Annotated in this window: 22 protein-coding genes; 6 read left to right on the top strand and 16 right to left on the bottom strand. The window is 68.8% G+C overall.

Translation table 11 applies throughout. The features are described 5' to 3' along the window. Positions 1-11: 11 nt before the first annotated feature. The 5 genes from AC3ANS_RS21595 to AC3ANS_RS21575 all read right to left on the bottom strand — a co-directional run bounded on the left by AC3ANS_RS21595 (position 12) and on the right by AC3ANS_RS21575 (position 4,613). A complete protein-coding gene (locus AC3ANS_RS21595) occupies positions 12-1,085 on the bottom strand; it encodes a DNA N-6-adenine-methyltransferase (protein ID WP_488293630.1) in 1,074 nt (357 codons plus the stop codon). 365 nt (positions 1,086-1,450) lie between these two features. Beyond that, positions 1,451-2,866 carry a hypothetical protein gene (locus tag AC3ANS_RS21590; protein ID WP_488293629.1) on the bottom strand — a complete coding sequence of 472 codons (1,416 nt, stop codon included), beginning with the start codon at positions 2,864-2,866 and terminating at the stop codon, positions 1,451-1,453. Then, complete coding sequence (locus AC3ANS_RS21585; protein ID WP_488293628.1) at positions 2,863-3,549, bottom strand: hypothetical protein; 687 nt, start codon at positions 3,547-3,549, stop codon at positions 2,863-2,865. Before AC3ANS_RS21585 ends, AC3ANS_RS21590 begins: the two co-directional genes overlap by 4 nt. Next, positions 3,546-4,070: a DUF7665 family protein gene (locus AC3ANS_RS21580; protein WP_488293627.1), complete on the bottom strand. Its 525-nt coding sequence runs from the start codon at positions 4,068-4,070 to the stop codon at positions 3,546-3,548. The genes AC3ANS_RS21585 and AC3ANS_RS21580 overlap by 4 nt, the downstream gene beginning before the upstream one ends. A 48-nt stretch (positions 4,071-4,118) precedes the next feature. Beyond that, complete coding sequence (locus AC3ANS_RS21575) at positions 4,119-4,613, bottom strand: hypothetical protein (protein ID WP_488293626.1); 495 nt, start codon at positions 4,611-4,613, stop codon at positions 4,119-4,121. 123 nt (positions 4,614-4,736) lie between these two features. Between AC3ANS_RS21575 and AC3ANS_RS21570 the strand changes: the two genes are divergently transcribed. After that, positions 4,737-5,159 carry a helix-turn-helix domain-containing protein gene (locus tag AC3ANS_RS21570; RefSeq protein WP_488293625.1) on the top strand — a complete coding sequence of 141 codons (423 nt, stop codon included), beginning with the start codon at positions 4,737-4,739 and terminating at the stop codon, positions 5,157-5,159. Further along, positions 5,156-6,058, top strand: coding sequence for an ImmA/IrrE family metallo-endopeptidase (locus AC3ANS_RS21565; protein ID WP_488293624.1), 903 nt, complete (start codon positions 5,156-5,158; stop codon positions 6,056-6,058). The genes AC3ANS_RS21570 and AC3ANS_RS21565 overlap by 4 nt, the downstream gene beginning before the upstream one ends. 75 nt (positions 6,059-6,133) lie before the next feature. Here the strand turns inward: AC3ANS_RS21565 and AC3ANS_RS21560 are convergent, their stop codons facing one another. From AC3ANS_RS21560 to AC3ANS_RS21525, 8 genes are all read right to left on the bottom strand, one after another. Further along, entirely contained in the window at positions 6,134-7,600 is a 1,467-nt protein-coding gene (locus AC3ANS_RS21560) for a hypothetical protein (protein ID WP_488293623.1), read from the bottom strand. Positions 7,601-7,635: 35 nt separating this feature from the next. Beyond that, positions 7,636-7,809, bottom strand: a complete 174-nt coding sequence (locus tag AC3ANS_RS21555; RefSeq protein ID WP_488293622.1) for a hypothetical protein — start codon at positions 7,807-7,809, stop codon at positions 7,636-7,638. A 615-nt stretch (positions 7,810-8,424) separates the two neighbouring features. Further along, positions 8,425-8,772, bottom strand: coding sequence for a hypothetical protein (locus tag AC3ANS_RS21550; RefSeq protein WP_488293621.1), 348 nt, complete (start codon positions 8,770-8,772; stop codon positions 8,425-8,427). Further along, a complete protein-coding gene (locus AC3ANS_RS21545; protein WP_488293620.1) occupies positions 8,769-9,203 on the bottom strand; it encodes a hypothetical protein in 435 nt (144 codons plus the stop codon). Before AC3ANS_RS21545 ends, AC3ANS_RS21550 begins: the two co-directional genes overlap by 4 nt. 234 nt (positions 9,204-9,437) lie before the next feature. Then, positions 9,438-9,908, bottom strand: coding sequence for a hypothetical protein (locus AC3ANS_RS21540; protein WP_488293619.1), 471 nt, complete (start codon positions 9,906-9,908; stop codon positions 9,438-9,440). A 99-nt stretch (positions 9,909-10,007) separates the two neighbouring features. Further along, positions 10,008-10,328, bottom strand: a complete 321-nt coding sequence (locus AC3ANS_RS21535) for a hypothetical protein (protein WP_488293618.1) — start codon at positions 10,326-10,328, stop codon at positions 10,008-10,010. Then, on the bottom strand, positions 10,325-10,807 hold the full coding sequence (locus AC3ANS_RS21530; RefSeq protein WP_488293617.1) for a hypothetical protein: 483 nt from the start codon (positions 10,805-10,807) through the stop codon (positions 10,325-10,327). The genes AC3ANS_RS21535 and AC3ANS_RS21530 overlap by 4 nt, the downstream gene beginning before the upstream one ends. After that, positions 10,795-11,946, bottom strand: coding sequence for a hypothetical protein (locus AC3ANS_RS21525; RefSeq protein WP_488293616.1), 1,152 nt, complete (start codon positions 11,944-11,946; stop codon positions 10,795-10,797). The genes AC3ANS_RS21530 and AC3ANS_RS21525 overlap by 13 nt, the downstream gene beginning before the upstream one ends. 176 nt (positions 11,947-12,122) lie before the next feature. Between AC3ANS_RS21525 and AC3ANS_RS21520 the strand changes: the two genes are divergently transcribed. Next, positions 12,123-12,392 carry a helix-turn-helix domain-containing protein gene (locus tag AC3ANS_RS21520; RefSeq protein ID WP_488293615.1) on the top strand — a complete coding sequence of 90 codons (270 nt, stop codon included), beginning with the start codon at positions 12,123-12,125 and terminating at the stop codon, positions 12,390-12,392. Positions 12,393-12,533: 141 nt separating this feature from the next. On the opposite strand, the gene AC3ANS_RS21515 is transcribed toward AC3ANS_RS21520, so the two are convergent. Together AC3ANS_RS21515 and AC3ANS_RS21510 are read right to left on the bottom strand one after the other, a co-directional pair. Further along, complete coding sequence (locus AC3ANS_RS21515) at positions 12,534-13,973, bottom strand: tyrosine-type recombinase/integrase (RefSeq protein WP_488293614.1); 1,440 nt, start codon at positions 13,971-13,973, stop codon at positions 12,534-12,536. After that, complete coding sequence (locus tag AC3ANS_RS21510) at positions 13,970-14,239, bottom strand: helix-turn-helix domain-containing protein (RefSeq protein WP_488293613.1); 270 nt, start codon at positions 14,237-14,239, stop codon at positions 13,970-13,972. Before AC3ANS_RS21510 ends, AC3ANS_RS21515 begins: the two co-directional genes overlap by 4 nt. Before the next feature lie 200 nt (positions 14,240-14,439). Between AC3ANS_RS21510 and AC3ANS_RS21505 the strand changes: the two genes are divergently transcribed. Genes AC3ANS_RS21505 through AC3ANS_RS21495 form a run of 3 tightly spaced genes read left to right on the top strand, consistent with a single transcriptional unit; the run spans position 14,440 to position 15,288 of the window. Continuing rightward, positions 14,440-14,577 (top strand): DUF4244 domain-containing protein, encoded by a 138-nt coding sequence (locus AC3ANS_RS21505; RefSeq protein WP_488293612.1) that lies wholly within the window; start codon positions 14,440-14,442, stop codon positions 14,575-14,577. Beyond that, positions 14,574-14,951, top strand: a complete 378-nt coding sequence (locus AC3ANS_RS21500) for a TadE family type IV pilus minor pilin (protein WP_488293611.1) — start codon at positions 14,574-14,576, stop codon at positions 14,949-14,951. The genes AC3ANS_RS21505 and AC3ANS_RS21500 overlap by 4 nt, the downstream gene beginning before the upstream one ends. Continuing rightward, complete coding sequence (locus tag AC3ANS_RS21495) at positions 14,941-15,288, top strand: Rv3654c family TadE-like protein (RefSeq protein ID WP_488293610.1); 348 nt, start codon at positions 14,941-14,943, stop codon at positions 15,286-15,288. Before AC3ANS_RS21500 ends, AC3ANS_RS21495 begins: the two co-directional genes overlap by 11 nt. A gap of 50 nt (positions 15,289-15,338) precedes the next feature. On the opposite strand, the gene AC3ANS_RS21490 is transcribed toward AC3ANS_RS21495, so the two are convergent. Continuing rightward, positions 15,339-15,665: a hypothetical protein gene (locus AC3ANS_RS21490; protein WP_488293609.1), complete on the bottom strand. Its 327-nt coding sequence runs from the start codon at positions 15,663-15,665 to the stop codon at positions 15,339-15,341.

The following is a 15,665-nucleotide window of genomic DNA, read 5'->3' as shown; positions in this document are numbered from 1 at the left end:
CGCGAGCAAGCTCAGCGAGGAACCGCCGCGCTCCGCCAGACCACGACCGCGCTGGGGAAGGGAGCGGACTGGTCACTGCCGCTGAACTTGAGACGACCCGGCAGGAAGCGCACCTCGGCTCCGGCCTGGATGACGTCGCGTTGGAAGGCTCGCGTATCGGTCCGCGCGGGGAGCAAGCCAACCACGCTGACGCCGTTCTTCGCCGTCGCGACCGCTCGGGTGGTCCACTCGTGCGCGTACAGGTATGGGGGGTTCATGTAGGCGAACGTCCCGATGGCACCGCGCTCGATCGCGGCTCGAGCGACGTCAGCCCAGTCGTCCCACAGGAGGGCGTCCCGCCGCACCGGGTCCCGGTGGTCCGGCCCGAGCCAGTGCCTGCAGAGCGCGCTGTCGGAGAGAGCAGCCACGTCCAGGACGAAGCCCCCGAACTCCTGCTCTAGTTCCTTGAAGAGCCACCCGGGCGTGCGCCAACTCTGGTCGGCGCTAGTGAACAGGGGCGACAGACGACCCTGTCGACCTGTCGGCATTCGCGACGTTCCTCGCTGCCGGGTCGCTCCGGCTGATTGCCACGGTCTCGGTCGCCAGGCGGCCCCCAGCGGAACCCAGGCGAGGAGGAGTTGGAAGTGGCGGGCAACCGCGTCTAGTTGCTCCAGAAGGGGGTAGGGCCGGGTCGGTCGTTCCATACGCCAGACTGTGCGAGGCGACAGTCCGAGGGCGTTTGCGACCTCATGCGCCGACGTTGCGGTCTGGTGTCGGCGCCACAGAAGCTCCGCGCCTGCGAGGTCAAGCAGATCCGCCCAGTCGAGCGCAACACCCCTGCGATGCTGACGACCCCCCGGAGCAGTGGGCGCTTCAGACGAGGTTCTCCAGGTGCCGGGCACCGTCGCAGGGTCCACCGCAAGCTCGAGGCGCAGGCCGGCTGCTAGCCCCAACGCCGCCAGCGTCGCTGTCCCGACCGCACCGCTGGTTCGACGCACCCGGTGCACGGTCGACAGGCTCACGCCGGCGCGCGCCGCCCAGACACGAGTGCTCAACTCGCGCTCCTCGGCCGCCCGATAGAGCTGGTCAATCAGGACGTAGCTCACGTGACTCGATTCCTGTCCGCATGATTGGCCGTGGGAGTGGCCCAATGACACGAATCGAGTCACTGGCTGCGGAGTGACGATAGGACCAAAGGGCTCCACCAGCCGGGAAGCCACGCCGCCGTCGACAGCAGCCGCCAGTGCGCCACTCCCCGGCTGCGGGTTCGCGAGCGCGCGCTGCCTGGCACCTGTCCTGAGCGGGCGCGGGCGCCCTCCCGGACCCAACAGGAGGCGAGGGGGCAAGGGGCAGTGGATGGTCAGTTGACCGCTCACAGACTCGCCCGGACAGCAGCTGCTCGGTTGCCCCACGCCGTTCTCGACACCGTTGCGCGCTAGCCGACGTTGAACCGCCGGCTGGCCGGGCGCCGTCATCGCAGACGCGCGGCGACTGGCGGGTCGAACGAGGCGGCCAAAGTTGCGTCGGTTTCGTCGTCGCGAAGGTCGTGGCACAGGACGGCGTAGGCGACGCCTCCGTTCAGGACCCGCGCGGCCTCTGCCACCGCCATCGCACCGGCGATGACCCCGACGAAGCTGGCGCCGACGGCAACGCCGTTGAGCTCGGCGATGCCACATGCATCGAGTGCCGGAGCGGCCATGTCCTCGGACTTGGAGGTGGCCACTACCGGCCGGTCTTGCCAGGCCGGGACGGTCGCGCTGGGCTGTCCAGGAAGGCGACGCATCGTCATGCCATCGAAGTCCCGTACGCCGGCTCCGAGGCCGACGTCGATTGCAGACTTCCACCCGAACCTGTCAATGAGTCGCCGAGTGGCGTTGTTGTCGACTCCCACCAGCGCCACGTGCATGTCCTCCTCGCTCACCGGGGTCTGGGCGCTCATGCGACGCTCGATGACCACGGTCTCGAGTCGGCACCGATCGAGCGCTGCCGCGGCGATGCGAGTCTTGCGCTGACCTCCGGGCTGCACAGGGGTGAGGACTCCTGTGCTGTGATTGGCCGGGACGGCGCGCTGGGTGTCTTGGAGGACTACCTGGACCGACCCCGGGTCGACGTAGTCGAGCCAAGAGATGGCGTGTGCGTACCCCTGACCCAGGTGGCCGAGACCAAGCAGCCACCACTGAGAGGGCGCATACGACATGACGGGGCCGCGATCGGTGGTCGAACCGGGGACCCACAGGTTCAGGTGGACCTGACGTGCGGTGCACAGCGAGCGTTCGTTGCGCATGAAGGCAAAGAACACCTCCGCGACCGCAAGCGCTCCGGCGGCGATGGCCGCCAGGCAGTTCTCGTCCTCACCTGGGTGGTCGGTACCGTCACCCCAACCGCGGGCGGCGGTGCGCTCGGCTCGTCCGGTTGTTGCGACTCTCGTCGACTGCATTGGTGCGGCGGGCCCGACGGTCGCGGTCCAACCCGACCAGGTGGCAGTGATCCAGTGACGCTCTGGCTCCACCCCGGCCGGCGTGCCTCCGATCACGATCACGCGGCCGGCGGGCGAGCTCATGCTTTGAACCAGCCGCGCACCGTGTGAGGCAACGCTGTCGCCGAGTTGCTCCCCCGCGTCTGGCCCACCGGCCACCACCTGCCGCGGAGACCCGAGTGAGACGGTGACCTCGCTGAAGGCTCGTACTGCAGTCGCGACGGCGGTCAGTAGAGCGGCTTGGCCGCTGCGAGACGTGCAGGTGGAGTCGCCCGCGATGATGTGCACTCGAAGGCTGCGGTGCCGCTCCTGCCCCTGTTCAGCGTCACCGGCCTGCCGGCCGAGAATCAACGCGGTGCGGCTGAAGTGGTCGGCGTCGTACTGGTTGGGGTGGCTGGACTCGGGGCTCATGGGCGTCCCTTCGCTCGGGTCAGCATCTGGAAACGCGCGCACACCCTCATGAGCAGCCCGCGCAGCGTACGTCGGACCTGGAAGACGTGCCCGACATCGCCGTTGAAGTACGAGATCCACCCCGTCGTGGTCATGACGTGTGCGCCGACCTCCTCGGGGCTCATGACGTCCGAGCCGAGACGGGGCGCGATCAGCGCGAGGTGGCCCGCGCGGGCGACCATCGGATGGTCGGCGTCGGTAGAGCTCTGACGCGTCCCGTTGCCCGGGTGCAAGTGGATGTCTGCGACGACCCTCAGGTGTCGGCTGCGGCACAGCTCGCTCAGCCGGGTGTAACCGATGGCGTGGAAGGTGATGCCGCCCGTCAGGCACGCAGGGTCGAGGTCCTTGTAGTAGGCGACGGAGGTGACCACCTGGGGGTGCGGATGGAGTTGGGAGCTGATGCGTGGAGTGAGCACGTGCCGGCACATGCTGGTCAGCACGCGGCGGACCTTCGACGTCTGGACGACGGGCGGGGCGGCGGCAAGCAGGAATGCACCGGCCTCGCGCCGGTGCTCGCCGTGTCGTTCGAGCTGGCGCATCATCGTCAGGAAGTCGTGTTGCTTCATCCGAACCAGCGGGCGATGGATGGCTGTGCGGACCCCTTCGGATCTGCCCCCGCTAGCGTCGGCGCTCAAGGTCGTCATGCCTCCTGCTCCCGGTACGGCAGGCGGGCGTCGGTGAGCTCTCCGTAGATCTCTTCGAGGTAGAACGCGATGGTCCGGGAGGGGTTCCAAGCTCGGCTCGGGTGCATCTCGGCCCAGTTGGTGTGGGTCGTGAGCCCAGTCCGGTCACACGGAAGGTACGGCGCATCTTGGTTCGAGGGCGACCAGTCAGCCCGGAAGACGCGCTCAGCAGAACCCCCTCGCGGCCACCGGCTCGCCGGAAGGGGAGCGTCGGTCTTCAGGTCCCACAGCCGGCCCCCAGGGGCTCTTGTGGGGTAGCCGTCGACCTGGAGGCGAAGCGCAACGTAGTCGTCGTCGCCCACCGCGAGCTCGACGGTCAGCGTCGGCCACATCAGGACCGGGTTGCGCCACTTGCCGGCCCGTTCGCCGGCGACGAAGCGCGCGCTGGCGAGGTCCATGCGCAGCCGTTCCTCGTCGGGCGAGCGGCCGCTACCCTCCGCGGCTTCGGCTGCGATCTCGATAGTCGTGCTCTCGGCGGTCACCGGCGTTCACCTAGCCTTCGATCCTGGTCGTCTGGGCGCAGTTGGAGCTCAACCCTGCGGGCGGTCCTTGTGCACCAGGTCGAGGTCGATCTGGTGCTGACCCTTGCCGAGGTAGGCGCCGATCGGGCTCTTGGGCGTCAGGTCCGTGTCCGAACCCTGCAGCCGCAGCGAGGTGTCGGTAGCCCTCTCGGGGTCGATACCCAGAGCGGCGATCGCCAGCTTGCGGATGCGACGGATTCGGGTGGTTGAGCGCACCTGGAGCGTCTTGGCCACGCCCGCGTAGTGGACGTGCACGGCAACCTTCGCCGCCGGGTTCCGCAGCAGCGTGAGCCGAGGGTGACCCTGCGCGGCCTCCCCGACCGTGCTGCGGCGGTCGAGCTCCACCAGGTCAACGTCACCGTCGACCTCGTTGCCCTCGTCGACCACGACGAGGACCTCGGCGGCCTTCAGCTTCACCGCCTCGGCGATGTTGCAGTCCTCCTCAGCCTCGAAGGTGAGCGGGTCCGTGGAGCCCATGTCGTAGAGCTCGATGGTGATGGTCATGTCAGCCTCCGTGGCTTCTCAGGGATGCGTGCTCTTGCACGCTTTGCTTGATCTACTGAGCAGCGTAGCACAGGTGCTTGGTCGCCTCTACCTTGCTTTGTGTACAAAGCGTATGGTGGGCACATGACTCCGCCCCCTCGCGACGAATCTCAAGCCACCTCCGCCGATGGGCGTGCGCTGGGTGAGCACCTGAAGAACGCACGCCGGGCAATGCACATGACGCTGCGCGACGTCGAATCCAAGACCAACAGGGCCGTGACAAATGGCTACCTCAGCCAGATCGAGAACAACGCGATCAAGTCCCCATCGCCCAACGTGCTCTACCACTTGGCCGAGATCTACGGACTCGACTACCGAGACCTCCTGGAACGCGCCGGTCACCGCACACCTGCCCCGGTCCAGCGCACGGACGCCGCCCATGAGCCCCTGCTGGCCGGGCTGCCACTGAGGGCGTTGGAGGAGTTGAACGAGGAAGAGCGCCGAGAGCTCACTGAGTACGTCGCCTTCATGCGGCAGCGCCGAGAGAGACGCGAGAACGACTCATGACCGGTCTGCAGATCGCTAGCATCGAGGACGTGCGCCGTTACGCCCGAGGCGCCCTGGCCGCCGCGGGCGCACTCGACGTCGCACCGGTTCCGGTGGAGGACGTCGTCGCCGCAGTAGGACTGCACAAGGAAAGCCTGTTCGCACTGGGCGAGCAGGACCTTCCGCCCCGTATACGGATGTTGGCCAAGAAGTTCAGTGGTCGCATCCTTGGCGCGATGGCGATCAAGGAGAAGGTCCTCTTCGTCGACGATTCCCTGAACCCGACTCGTCGCCGGTTCACCCAAGCGCATGAGATCGGTCATCACGCCCTGCCCTGGCATGAGGATGCCTACTTCGTCGACGACCGCACGACGTTGAGCCCGCGCACCCGTCGACTGCTCGAGCAGGAGGCAAACGCCTTCGCCGCCGAAGTGCTCTTCGGCCTCGACCGGTTCACCGACGAGGTCGACGCCTACGTGCCTGGCCTGGGTGGTCCGCTGGCCGTCGCCGGGCGCTACGGCGCCTCGAGCCATGCTGCATTGCGCCGGTACGCCGAGACCAGCCGCCACCCGGTGGCCTTGGTGGCCTTTGGGCGGTATACGACCCAGGGCGGCCGCGCACTCAAGGTCTTCCCTGACCAGTGCTCGACCTCGACTTCCTTCGCCGAGCGCTACGGCAACGTGACCACCTTCTTCGGCGACCACGTCCTGACCGCCGGCAGCACCGCTCTGACAACGATGGCTGCGCTGACGGACCAGGTGCATGAGGAGACCCTCGAGATGCCACTAGAGACGCGCCGCGGCCCGGTGACGTTTCGGGCCGGGCTGTTCTACAACCAGCACCTTCGGTTCATGCTTCTGACGCGCCGCGCGGTCCTAGGACGCAGGGTGCGTGCCGTCAATCAGCTGACGAGCGCCTAGTGGACCGATTGCCGGCCGGCTCCGACGCCCTTACGGGGGTGACGCCAGCCGATCGCCGGGCTGCTTCGGGCGGCGTCAGATGGCGCGAGGGTCGACCCGCAGGCCCGATTCGTAGGCTGCCGGGTCGAGGTTGAGCTCTTGGCGAGACCCGTGGTCAGGACCGTGGGAGATGAACCGGCCCGGGCGGTGTACCGCGAGGATGCCGTGGTCGTCCACGGACCGCGGGTCCAGGTGGCTCGAGGTCGGGTCCAGGATGACCTCTCCCAGCACGCACGGACGACCAGCGTCTCGAAGGCGCCGGTCCTGGGCCTCAACCACCCAAAGGCTCTTGGGCCAGAGCGCGAGACGGTAGGCGCGGGCCAAGGTGGGATCCATGCTCGGCCGCCGCACCAGCGCGTGCTTGAAGTCCCTGGCCCGGAGCCCGTACGTGACGAAGGAGAGTTCGTCGGCTTCGTGCGCCTCTCGGACCGGGTCGTCCGCCGGCGCTCCTGCGATCCATTGGTTGAACCACCAGCGTCCGCTTGCCTCCGCTCGCTCGCCGGAGAGGTAGATCTTCGGCGGCAGCGGGAGGACCAACTGGGTCCAGGTGTGCTCCGTTCGGGGCTCGTTGAAGGGGTCCTCGACGCGCACGTAGGGCCCGAGCACGTCATCGTGCCGGTACAAGGTGAGCCTCGTGTGCCCATCCGAGGGCTCGCGGTTGTACCCGACGGCCACCCAGACGTGGCCCTCTCCTACGACGATCGGTGGGATGTTGCTGTTGATGTAGCGGCACACGATCGCGTACAGCGACCTCCACTCCGCCTTGAAGCTCGTGACGGGGTCGGCGGGCAGTGCGGTGGCCGCGGGCGAGAACCCCAGTGTGGTGAGAGCACCCAGCATCTGCTGCAGAGTGAGTCCTTCGGAGGGCATCTGCCGACCTCCGATCACGCCGCCGAGCGAGGCCTTGTGTACGTCGGCGGGCAACCAACGAGGGGCGCCCATCCGTAGATGCGCCTGGAGCGAGACCATCCAGATGTCAGCGTGGGCGCAGCGCATGAACTGCGCATCCTGGCTGATGAACGGCATCGCGGTGATCGACATCGGCCAGCCGAGGACGTCAACAGTCTCGGTCGCCAGGCACACGGTCGCTTCGGCTCCCATGCTGAGCGGCGGCGCGATCATGGTCCGACCAACCGGTGATGACGCCAGTGGCCGCAGCACCGTGTAACCGCGGTAGGCGCTAGCCACGCTGCTCAGGTCGGTGAGGTCAGGTGGGACTTCGGCCGCGAAGAAGTGCAGCCTGTGGCACACCGAGGGGTAGCGCTCGAACTTGGTCGTGTAGAAGTGCGAGTGCTCGCTACGCCAGTCCGCGTCGATGTACCTGCGCTCGATCAGGACGTGGATGACACCGTGCTCCTTGGCGATGTCGAAGACGCGACCGAGGGCTATGGCTCCGGTGCCGCTGGAGTAGGTCTTTACCAAGCCTTCCCAGATGCCTGGCGTTCGGACGTCGACGATGACTGCGGGCTGGTCGTCAGGCGTCCAGTCGAGGAGTGACGGCACGGTCTTGCCGGGTCAGATGATGTGCGCTGAGAGCATCAGAAGATGCGCAGCGTAGACGCGTTGCGTTCCGCGGCCAGCTCCGCCTGCCGGATCTCCCTGATGTCGGCGCTGAACTGGTCATCGACCGCGTCGTTCCGGACGATGCCCCAATCGCGCGCGTCATCGCTCGCCTCGGCGACCGATGCCGTGATGTTCTCGACGGTGGTCATGCGCGTAGACCTCTCTGACGGCTGCTGTTGAATCGGGATGCTAGAGGTCGGCACCGACGATTCCCCCCGAACGCGCTCGGACGCGCGTTCGGGTTAGTTGAGCATACAGAACTACAAGTTGGTCTAGACCTTCTTTCAGAGAGGTCTGACGACGTCGCCTCGTTCCGCTCACGGCGGCCTTGTGAGCCTTCGCAGCCGGCGGACGCGGCGGCCGCCCGCACCGCCCGCACCGCCCGCACCGCCCGCACCGCCCGCACCGCCCGCACCGCCCGCACCGCCCGCACCGCCCGCACCGCCCGCACCGCCCGCACCGCCCGCACCGCCCGCACCGCCCAAACGTCGTACCCCAAGCCCTCCAGCGGCACCCAGCTGGCAGCAGCACACCATCGACCAGCTCATCTACGTCTCGAGCGTCGCATAGACCGAGGTCAGTCGCCGACAGGTCCACCGCCTCGACACGACCGCGTCAAGCGGCACCTCGACGGAGCCCGGTACGCGCTGGCCCAAGCAGCGCCCCTCGTGCTCTCCCGCGACTCCGTACTGGCCTCGCCGGAGCCCAGCTCGTCATCTACAGGAACCGTGGCGCCGGCTGCCGTCATTGCGCCGAGCAGGAGTTCATCTCGGACACGGCGCTCCGAACCACCAAGTCATCCCCCTGCCGGTCTGTCGCCGGCAGGGGGCATCCATCTCCCCCGGGCTGGCATGGATCAGGACGACCGCGTCCCGGGCTCGTTGCGGGGTCATCCCGTCGTGCACGAGCCGGCGCCACTCCTCCACCAGGTCGGCCGGCCACGTGAACCGGACTTGACGGCACACCGTTAGGAGATCGTCGATGCTGTCGTACACCGGTCCGACGAGCGTGCCGGCCCCGGGCCTCACACGCCGGCGGCGGTTGTCGAACCACAGCGTCTCCAACGCAGTAGGGGACCCGTCGACGCCGATGCGGGTGAAGAAGTCGGTCACCCGGCCGCCCAGAGCCAGTCCGAGCGCAGGTCCCACACCTGGTCGACAAGTTGTTCGGCAGTTCCCTCGAGCCCGATGAGCCAGAACCCGCCCGCCGCGTCCTCGAGGTACTTGAACGCTCGAGCCGGCAGCGGGCGGCGCGCGCGTTCGGTGAGGCGTCTGACCGCGATCATCGCGCGCACCGTCATGAGTGGCCCGAACTCGGGGCACTCCTCGTCGCCGCACATGACGCACACGCTCACCGGGATCGCGACCAGCACCCCGCACCACGCGCAGTGCGCGTGGCAGGTGTTCAAGTTCCGCGGGTCGGTCTTCAGAAGCTGGTCGGACGTCCCGGTCGCCGTGATGTACCTCTCGGCGCAGTCAGGGTCGCACAGCATGCGCGCGGACCCGTCGGGCAGCTCGACACGGTAGGTGACCCTGCTGGACACGGGCGCTCGTTTCACGGGGTAGGAAGCATGGAGGCAGGACTCTGCCGGCGAGACGGTCACGGTCATTCGGTTTGGAGCCGGGCAGAAGAGCCCGTCCGCTCGCGACGTTCGGGCCGGTGGTGTCCATGACCTGGTGGACGTTCGGCAGGGTGGCGGGCAGCTGGTGGCGGAGCCGCAGGGGCTCGGGCTGGTGGCCGAGGACCTCCCGGATGAGCGCGTCGACCTGGCCGGGCCCTACTCGTCGTCCATGAGGAGTGAGGCTCGGGTGTCGAAACCGGCCGGCGGTGTCGCGCGGATCCGGGGCTGCCGGATCGGACGGTCGGGCTCGACCTGCGCGGCTTCCATGGCGTCGCGGACGCGAGACTGGCAGCAACCGCGACCGCAGTAGTGGTCCCATGCGGCCTGGCAGTGTGCCCTCATGAGATTCGCGCGGACCTTCTCGCGTTCGAGCCGGACCTCCGCGGCCACTGCCCGGGCCTCCATCGCCTCGAGGTGGTCGAGGAGCCACTCGAGGTCGGCCGGCAAGTGCGCGAGGAGGTCAACAGTGACGCGGACGGGTCCGTAGACCTCCCGCATCACCTTCCAGTGCTCCTCCGCGGAGCCATCGGGCTTGACGACGTAGCCGGCCTCGCCGTTGCCCCGCGGGGCTGGCCCGGCTGCGTTGAGGCGGGTGCGGATCTCGGTGACGCGGTCGGTGATGTTCATGGGGTCTCCTAGTTGAGACCGGCGGTAGGTGGGGGTTCCGGCCTCCCCACGTACCGTGTGCGGCCGCTGAACGACCACTGTCCCCCGATCGGGTGAATCTCAGCGCGGCCACCAGTCCTGCGCGGGCGGCTTCACCGACGACCGCAGCCACTCAGGCAGATCCTCCTCGTCACCGTCGTACGTACACCCGGCGACCCGGAACCACCAGCGCTCAGCCCAACGGTGATGGTCGAACCAGGCAAGAGCACGAGCTTCCGCCCGCTCCAACTCCAGTCGCCGCACCTCTTCGAGCAGCGACAGGCACGCGTACGCGACCTCCTCGACCGCCTCGGCCGGGGCCGGCTCGTCGTCAGTCAGGCCGAGCTGTGTCAGCCACTGGGCCCGCAGCCGCCAGTGCTGCCGCTGCTCGCGCGTGCTCACCGCTCCCCCTCCATCACAGCGTCCACGGTCGGCCAGAAGTCCTGGTCGAACGGTGGATGCACCGAGACCGCGAAGAACACACGCGACCTGGCGCACCCCTCGACGCCGGCCCGCCACGGGGCCATCAAGGTGTCGAGGTCCGACCGGGTGAACGGGCCCTGGCCGACGGAGGGGACCAGCAGCTGGACGCAGACGGCGTCACACACGGGACCGGGTGGATGTCCACCATCGAGGGCGGCCAGGTCGGCCCACAGGTCGTCAAACTCCACCTTCCGGCCGTGCGCACGCAACCCTGCCTGGAACTGGGTCCACGCGAAGTCGCGGGGTTGCTTCAGCAGCCGGTACTCCTCCGGCTGCAGCATCCGGTTGCCCCACTCCCTGACCTTCGCGGCAACACCGGCCGCGTCATGCAGGTACACATCCAGCAAGGCCTGCACCGCGGCAGGTCCGCGTGCGACGCCGCTCCTCAGACGTTCCACGGCGACTTCACCGTCACCAGAACGGTCGTACGGCCCGTCGGCGTCTCGAACAGCTCCGTCCGCAGCACTGTCACCGGGCCGAACCCGTCACCGATGCCGGCACGCACGACCGCTCCCGGGTACAACCAAGGCGGGTCGAAGTCGTCGACCTCGACGAAGGCCCACAGGTTCCCCTCGGCGTCCCCCCGGTGCGGTTCGAGCGGCAACCGGCGCTCGTCGCTCACCGCACCTTCACCAGCTCCTTCATCTTCGAGAATCTCCACGATCTCCTCACGTGTCAGGTTGTAGGTGTGGCGCACGAGGCCCAACAGGGACTCGTCGTCCAGGGCACGGCGCAGGAGGTCGACGTACGTCGCGTGTTCGTCGCTCGGCACCGCCTCCAGCCGTACCGCGGCCGGTGTCCACAGGTACTCGTCCGGGTCCACGCCCGCGCGCTGCTCGGCCGGCAACAGCTCCCACAACACGGTCGCAAGCCGACGCGCGTCATTCCGCTGCGACTCGAGTGCCCGTGCGGCGGTGAGTCCGTGGGCGAGGCTCTCCGCCCGGTCGTCGAGCTTCGCTGAGAGCTGGTGAAGCACGGCGTGGAGACAGTCGGCGGGTGTGTCCGCTGCGTTGTGCCGGTGGACCGGGTAAGGCGGGACTTCCCCGTCGCCGTCGAGCCGGCGGAGCACGTGCTCATACCGGCGTTGCAACGTCGCGACAGCGAACACCGCGGCACGCTGATTCTCCGGTGTCGGGTCCTCCAGCGCGTCGTCGACCGCCATCTCGGCGTCGTGATCGTGGTCGCGGAACGTCGCCGGGGTGAGCCGCCACGCGTCCGCGAGAAGCGCCTTCGTCGCAGGGTTCACCGTCTCGATCAGCCCATGCCCGCCCTCCGACCACGCGACCCACGTCGAGTCCTCCGCAACGAGTGCCTCACCGCCCATGTCACTGGACGCGTCAGGGTGAACTCGCCGCCACACCCAGGGGCCCGGTGGCACGTCCTCCGTAGGGCTGATATGCCACGTCGCGTTCAGCATCGCCCACACCTCGGGCTCGAGGTCGCAGATGCGGGTGTCAAGGTCGAGCCCGGTCACGTTCTGGGCAATCGCACTATCGAGTCCTGCTTCACGGAGCGTTCGTTCGTCTCTCTCGGTCACGACCAAGACCGTGCCGGGAACACGGACGGGCACATTCGAGAAACGAGCATGGGCGGTGTCCGGTCCGGTCGCGCACTGCTCGACGTGACCGCACGTGCTGGCGGTCGACCGGTCACGCTGACGGGACTCGCGGCCGCGGGGGAGTGGCGAGCCTGCGGCGGGGTAGGTACTGGGGCATGCCCTACCCGTCGAGGCCGTCGAAGGAGCCGCTTCCGCAGTTCGTTGGCACCGGCGGCACCCGTCAATCACCGGAGCAGAGGGCGGAGCTTCTCGAGTTCGTCGCGAAGGGCTACGTCGAGGACGGCCTGTCGTTGCGCGAGCTCGCAGAGCTGACCGACCGGACGCAGACTGCGGTGCGGCGCGCGCTGGACCAGGCCGGTGTGCGGCGGCGGGCTTCGGGGGCCCCACCCGCCGCACCTCCGCTGGTCCACCCTGACTCGTCGTGACGGCGGCTAGTTCTGAGTCTGGTGGCAAACGCGCCGCTGGCGACCATCAAGCATGGGCGTTCGCTCGACGGGCGGCGGCGGCGCGCGAGAGAGGCGCCACGACGCAGACCGCCGAGTGGGTGCACTTGGCCTGCGCAGCCCTCATTGGTCACCGTCCTCCCCCAGGGCGACATCCATTGCGTCCATGAACTGCTGATCGTCGGTGCTCATCACCCGCGCGTAGACGCGCATCACCGTTGCGGGAGAGTTTCCGAGCTGCTGAGACACCCTCGTGACTGGGATTCCAGCCCGAAGCATGACGCTCGCAGCGGAGTGCCGGAGTTCGTAGGGTCGAAGCGTTGCGAACCGGCCGTCCTCGAACGCGCGGACCCGCGCCTTGCGCCACACCTTCGACATCGACGACGGGTCGATGGGCTTGCCGTTGCTGTTCGTGAACAGCCGGTCGCCGGGCTTCACGTCGTTGACCTCGACGTGTTCCCGAAGAGCCCGCACCGCCTCCGGCGGCAACAGGACTACGCGGATGGCCTTCGGTTTGCGTGCTTTGAGCCTGTCGCGCAGTTCGTGGTGCGTCTCGCCGGTTGTCGTCCACCGGGCTCCAGGGTGAATCAGGGGTTTGCGGAGAGTGACCCGACCCCACCCGGTCTCGGGGAGGACGACGTCGGAGTTGTAGTACATGCCGGATGCCTCGGAGGGACGCATCCCGGTCGTCCGTAGCACCGTCAGGTAGCCCCGGTACTGCTTCCTGGCGTTCTCGGACACCTGGCAGACGGCCTCGACGAGCGCCCGGGACTCCCGCGCGTCCGGAACGAGCGACGGGTCGACCTCGTCGGACTCGTCGTCGACGTGCCGCTTGGTGTCTCGGACGGGGTTGGTGGCCAGGAGCTTCTTGGCGACCGCGAGTTGGCACAGCTTCGAGAGCGACGAACGGGACCGCTGGACGCTGTCCGGGCCGAACGGGACCCCGCTCGGTGACGTGGCGGCTGTCGTGAGTGCCCGTTCGACCAGGAGTGTGTCTGCGAGCGCGGAGACGGGCAGGGAGTGAGCGACCAGCCAGTCGGCGGCCTTCTCCTGCTCCGCGACCGTGTACGACTTCTTGCCGATGGTCTTGCCCTCGACCACGGCCATGCGGCGTCCCTCGGGCGGCAACTCGTGATCTCGCGCCCACCGACGCATCACCTCGCGCGAGGGCCGGCCCCGAGAGTCGTCGACGAGGATGGCGCACAGGTCCGCCAGAGCCTCTGTGCGGGAGCGGCGGTTGCCTCCGGACCAACGGGGCCACTCGTTCGTCACGAGCTCGCAGGCGAGGTCCAGGATGGTCTCGGTGGCCTCTGTGAGGAGCATCGACTCGGGCAGGCCGGACTTCGGGTCGAACCGCTCACGCCTGTCGGCAGCCGCTTCGAGGGCGGTCTGGAACTTCCGGGCCGCGCCGGCGGTGTCGTGCGAGCGAGTCTTGTCGGCCTTGGCCACCATCCACTTGACCAGGTGCTTGGTTGCGCCGGCTGGAGTCTTGCGCTTCACGATGGAGGGGCGGACTCGGACGTGCACGGCGTCAACGAGGTTCAGGTGGCTCGTGGTGTTCACGCGGCCACGTCCAGACTGGCGATGAACGCGGCGACGTCGGTGCGCCGGAACATGAGGTGGCCGTTCGGCTTGCGCAGGGCGGGCGGGAAGTTCACGTCCGGACGCCTGCGCCACTTGTTGAGTGTGTGGCGCGTCTCTCCGAGAAGTTCCCCGACCTGGTCGTAGGACATCCACGCGCCGAGCTCGGTGACAGACGGGTCGGTGACGTCGACCGTCGCCTTGATCTTGCTTCGTGCGCCTTCCCGGCGGCTGGGGTTGTTGGTCATGCCCGTGACATGTGCCGGGATTGAAGTCGGCCACAGTAGCCTCCGTACTGACACACTGTGGCGCGCGGCGCTGCCGCAGTGGCACCCTCTGGCGGGTGTTGAGCGCCCGGATCTGGCGGTTCTGGGTCCAGGGTGGGTACGTGGAACTGCTTGGAGGCCCGGGCAGGGCCTCTGACCTGCGGTAATGGCTGAAAGGCACTGTGGCCGAGTACGCCGTCGGCACCGCTGCCGGCGCCGGCTTCGCCGGCCTGCTCTTCAAGCTGCTGACCGGCGGGTTCGGCGACCAGCTGCTCAAGACCCTCTTCGACCACGTCCTCGGACTGCTGGGCCTCGGATGATCCGGATCCGGCGCCGGACCCAGCGCGGCGCCGCGACCGCGGAGCTCGCGATGGTCCTCCCGCTGCTGGTCGCCGTCACGATCGGCCTCGTCTGGCTGCTCGCCGTGGGTGCCGCGCAGGTGCGCGCGGTCGACGCGGCGCGCGAGACCGCCCGGGCCGTCGCGCGGGGAGACAGCGTCGGGGAGGCCGTCGCGCGGGGGTCGCGGGTCGCGCCGGCCGGCAGCCGGGTCAGCGTCCACGACGACGGCGGCGAGGTGACCGCCGTCGTCGTGGGCCGGGTGGACGCCCCCGGTGGGCTCTTCTCGAGGCTCCCCGGTGTCACGGTCTCCGCCCAGGCGGTCGCGGCCGGGGAGGAGACCGGCGATGGGCCGTGAGCGTGGTGCGCGGGGATCGGCCAGCCTGTTCGCGATCTCGTGCCTGGCGGTGCTGCTCCTGCTGGGCGCTGCACTCGGGGTCGTGACGGCGATGGTCCACGCCCATCGCCTGGCCCAGTCGGCAGCGGACCTGGCGGCACTGTCGGCGGCGACGGCGCTCGGTCAGGGGCGCGACCCGTGTGCCGCCGGCGCCGGGACCGCCGCGGCCAACGACGCCCGGCTGACCCGGTGCTCGTTCACCGGTCGAGAGGTGACCGTCGAGGTCGAGGTCACCGGGCCGCGGTGGCTCGGACAGGCGTCCGACCTGACGGCGCGGGCCCGGGCCGGCCCTGCTTGAGTCGCCGGTCCGCCAGCCCACCGGTCCACCGGTCCGCCGGTCCGCCGCGGTCAGCTCGACCGGTCGTCGCGGTCCCGCCCGTCACGGCGCTCGTCATCGCGTTGGGCATCGCGTTGGGCCTCGCGCTCGTCGAGCTTCTCGGACAGCTCGCCGAGCTTCTTGCTCTCCCGCCGCTGCCGCAGGGTGCGCTTGGTGCCCCACTTGGTGAGGCCGAAGCCCCAGAGGATCGCGACGCCGGCACCGAGGCCGATGAAGAACAGGGCGACCGCACTGACGTCGGTGCCGAGCAGCTCCACCCCGGTGCCGTCGGCCGTGCCGATCGCGGCGACGATCGCGACCGCGCCGAGCGCGATGAGCAGGAGGCCGATGATCACCAT

Source organism: Nocardia sp. 149-1B (assembly GCF_057747975.1).
This window is presented reverse-complemented; position numbering and strand designations above follow the sequence as displayed.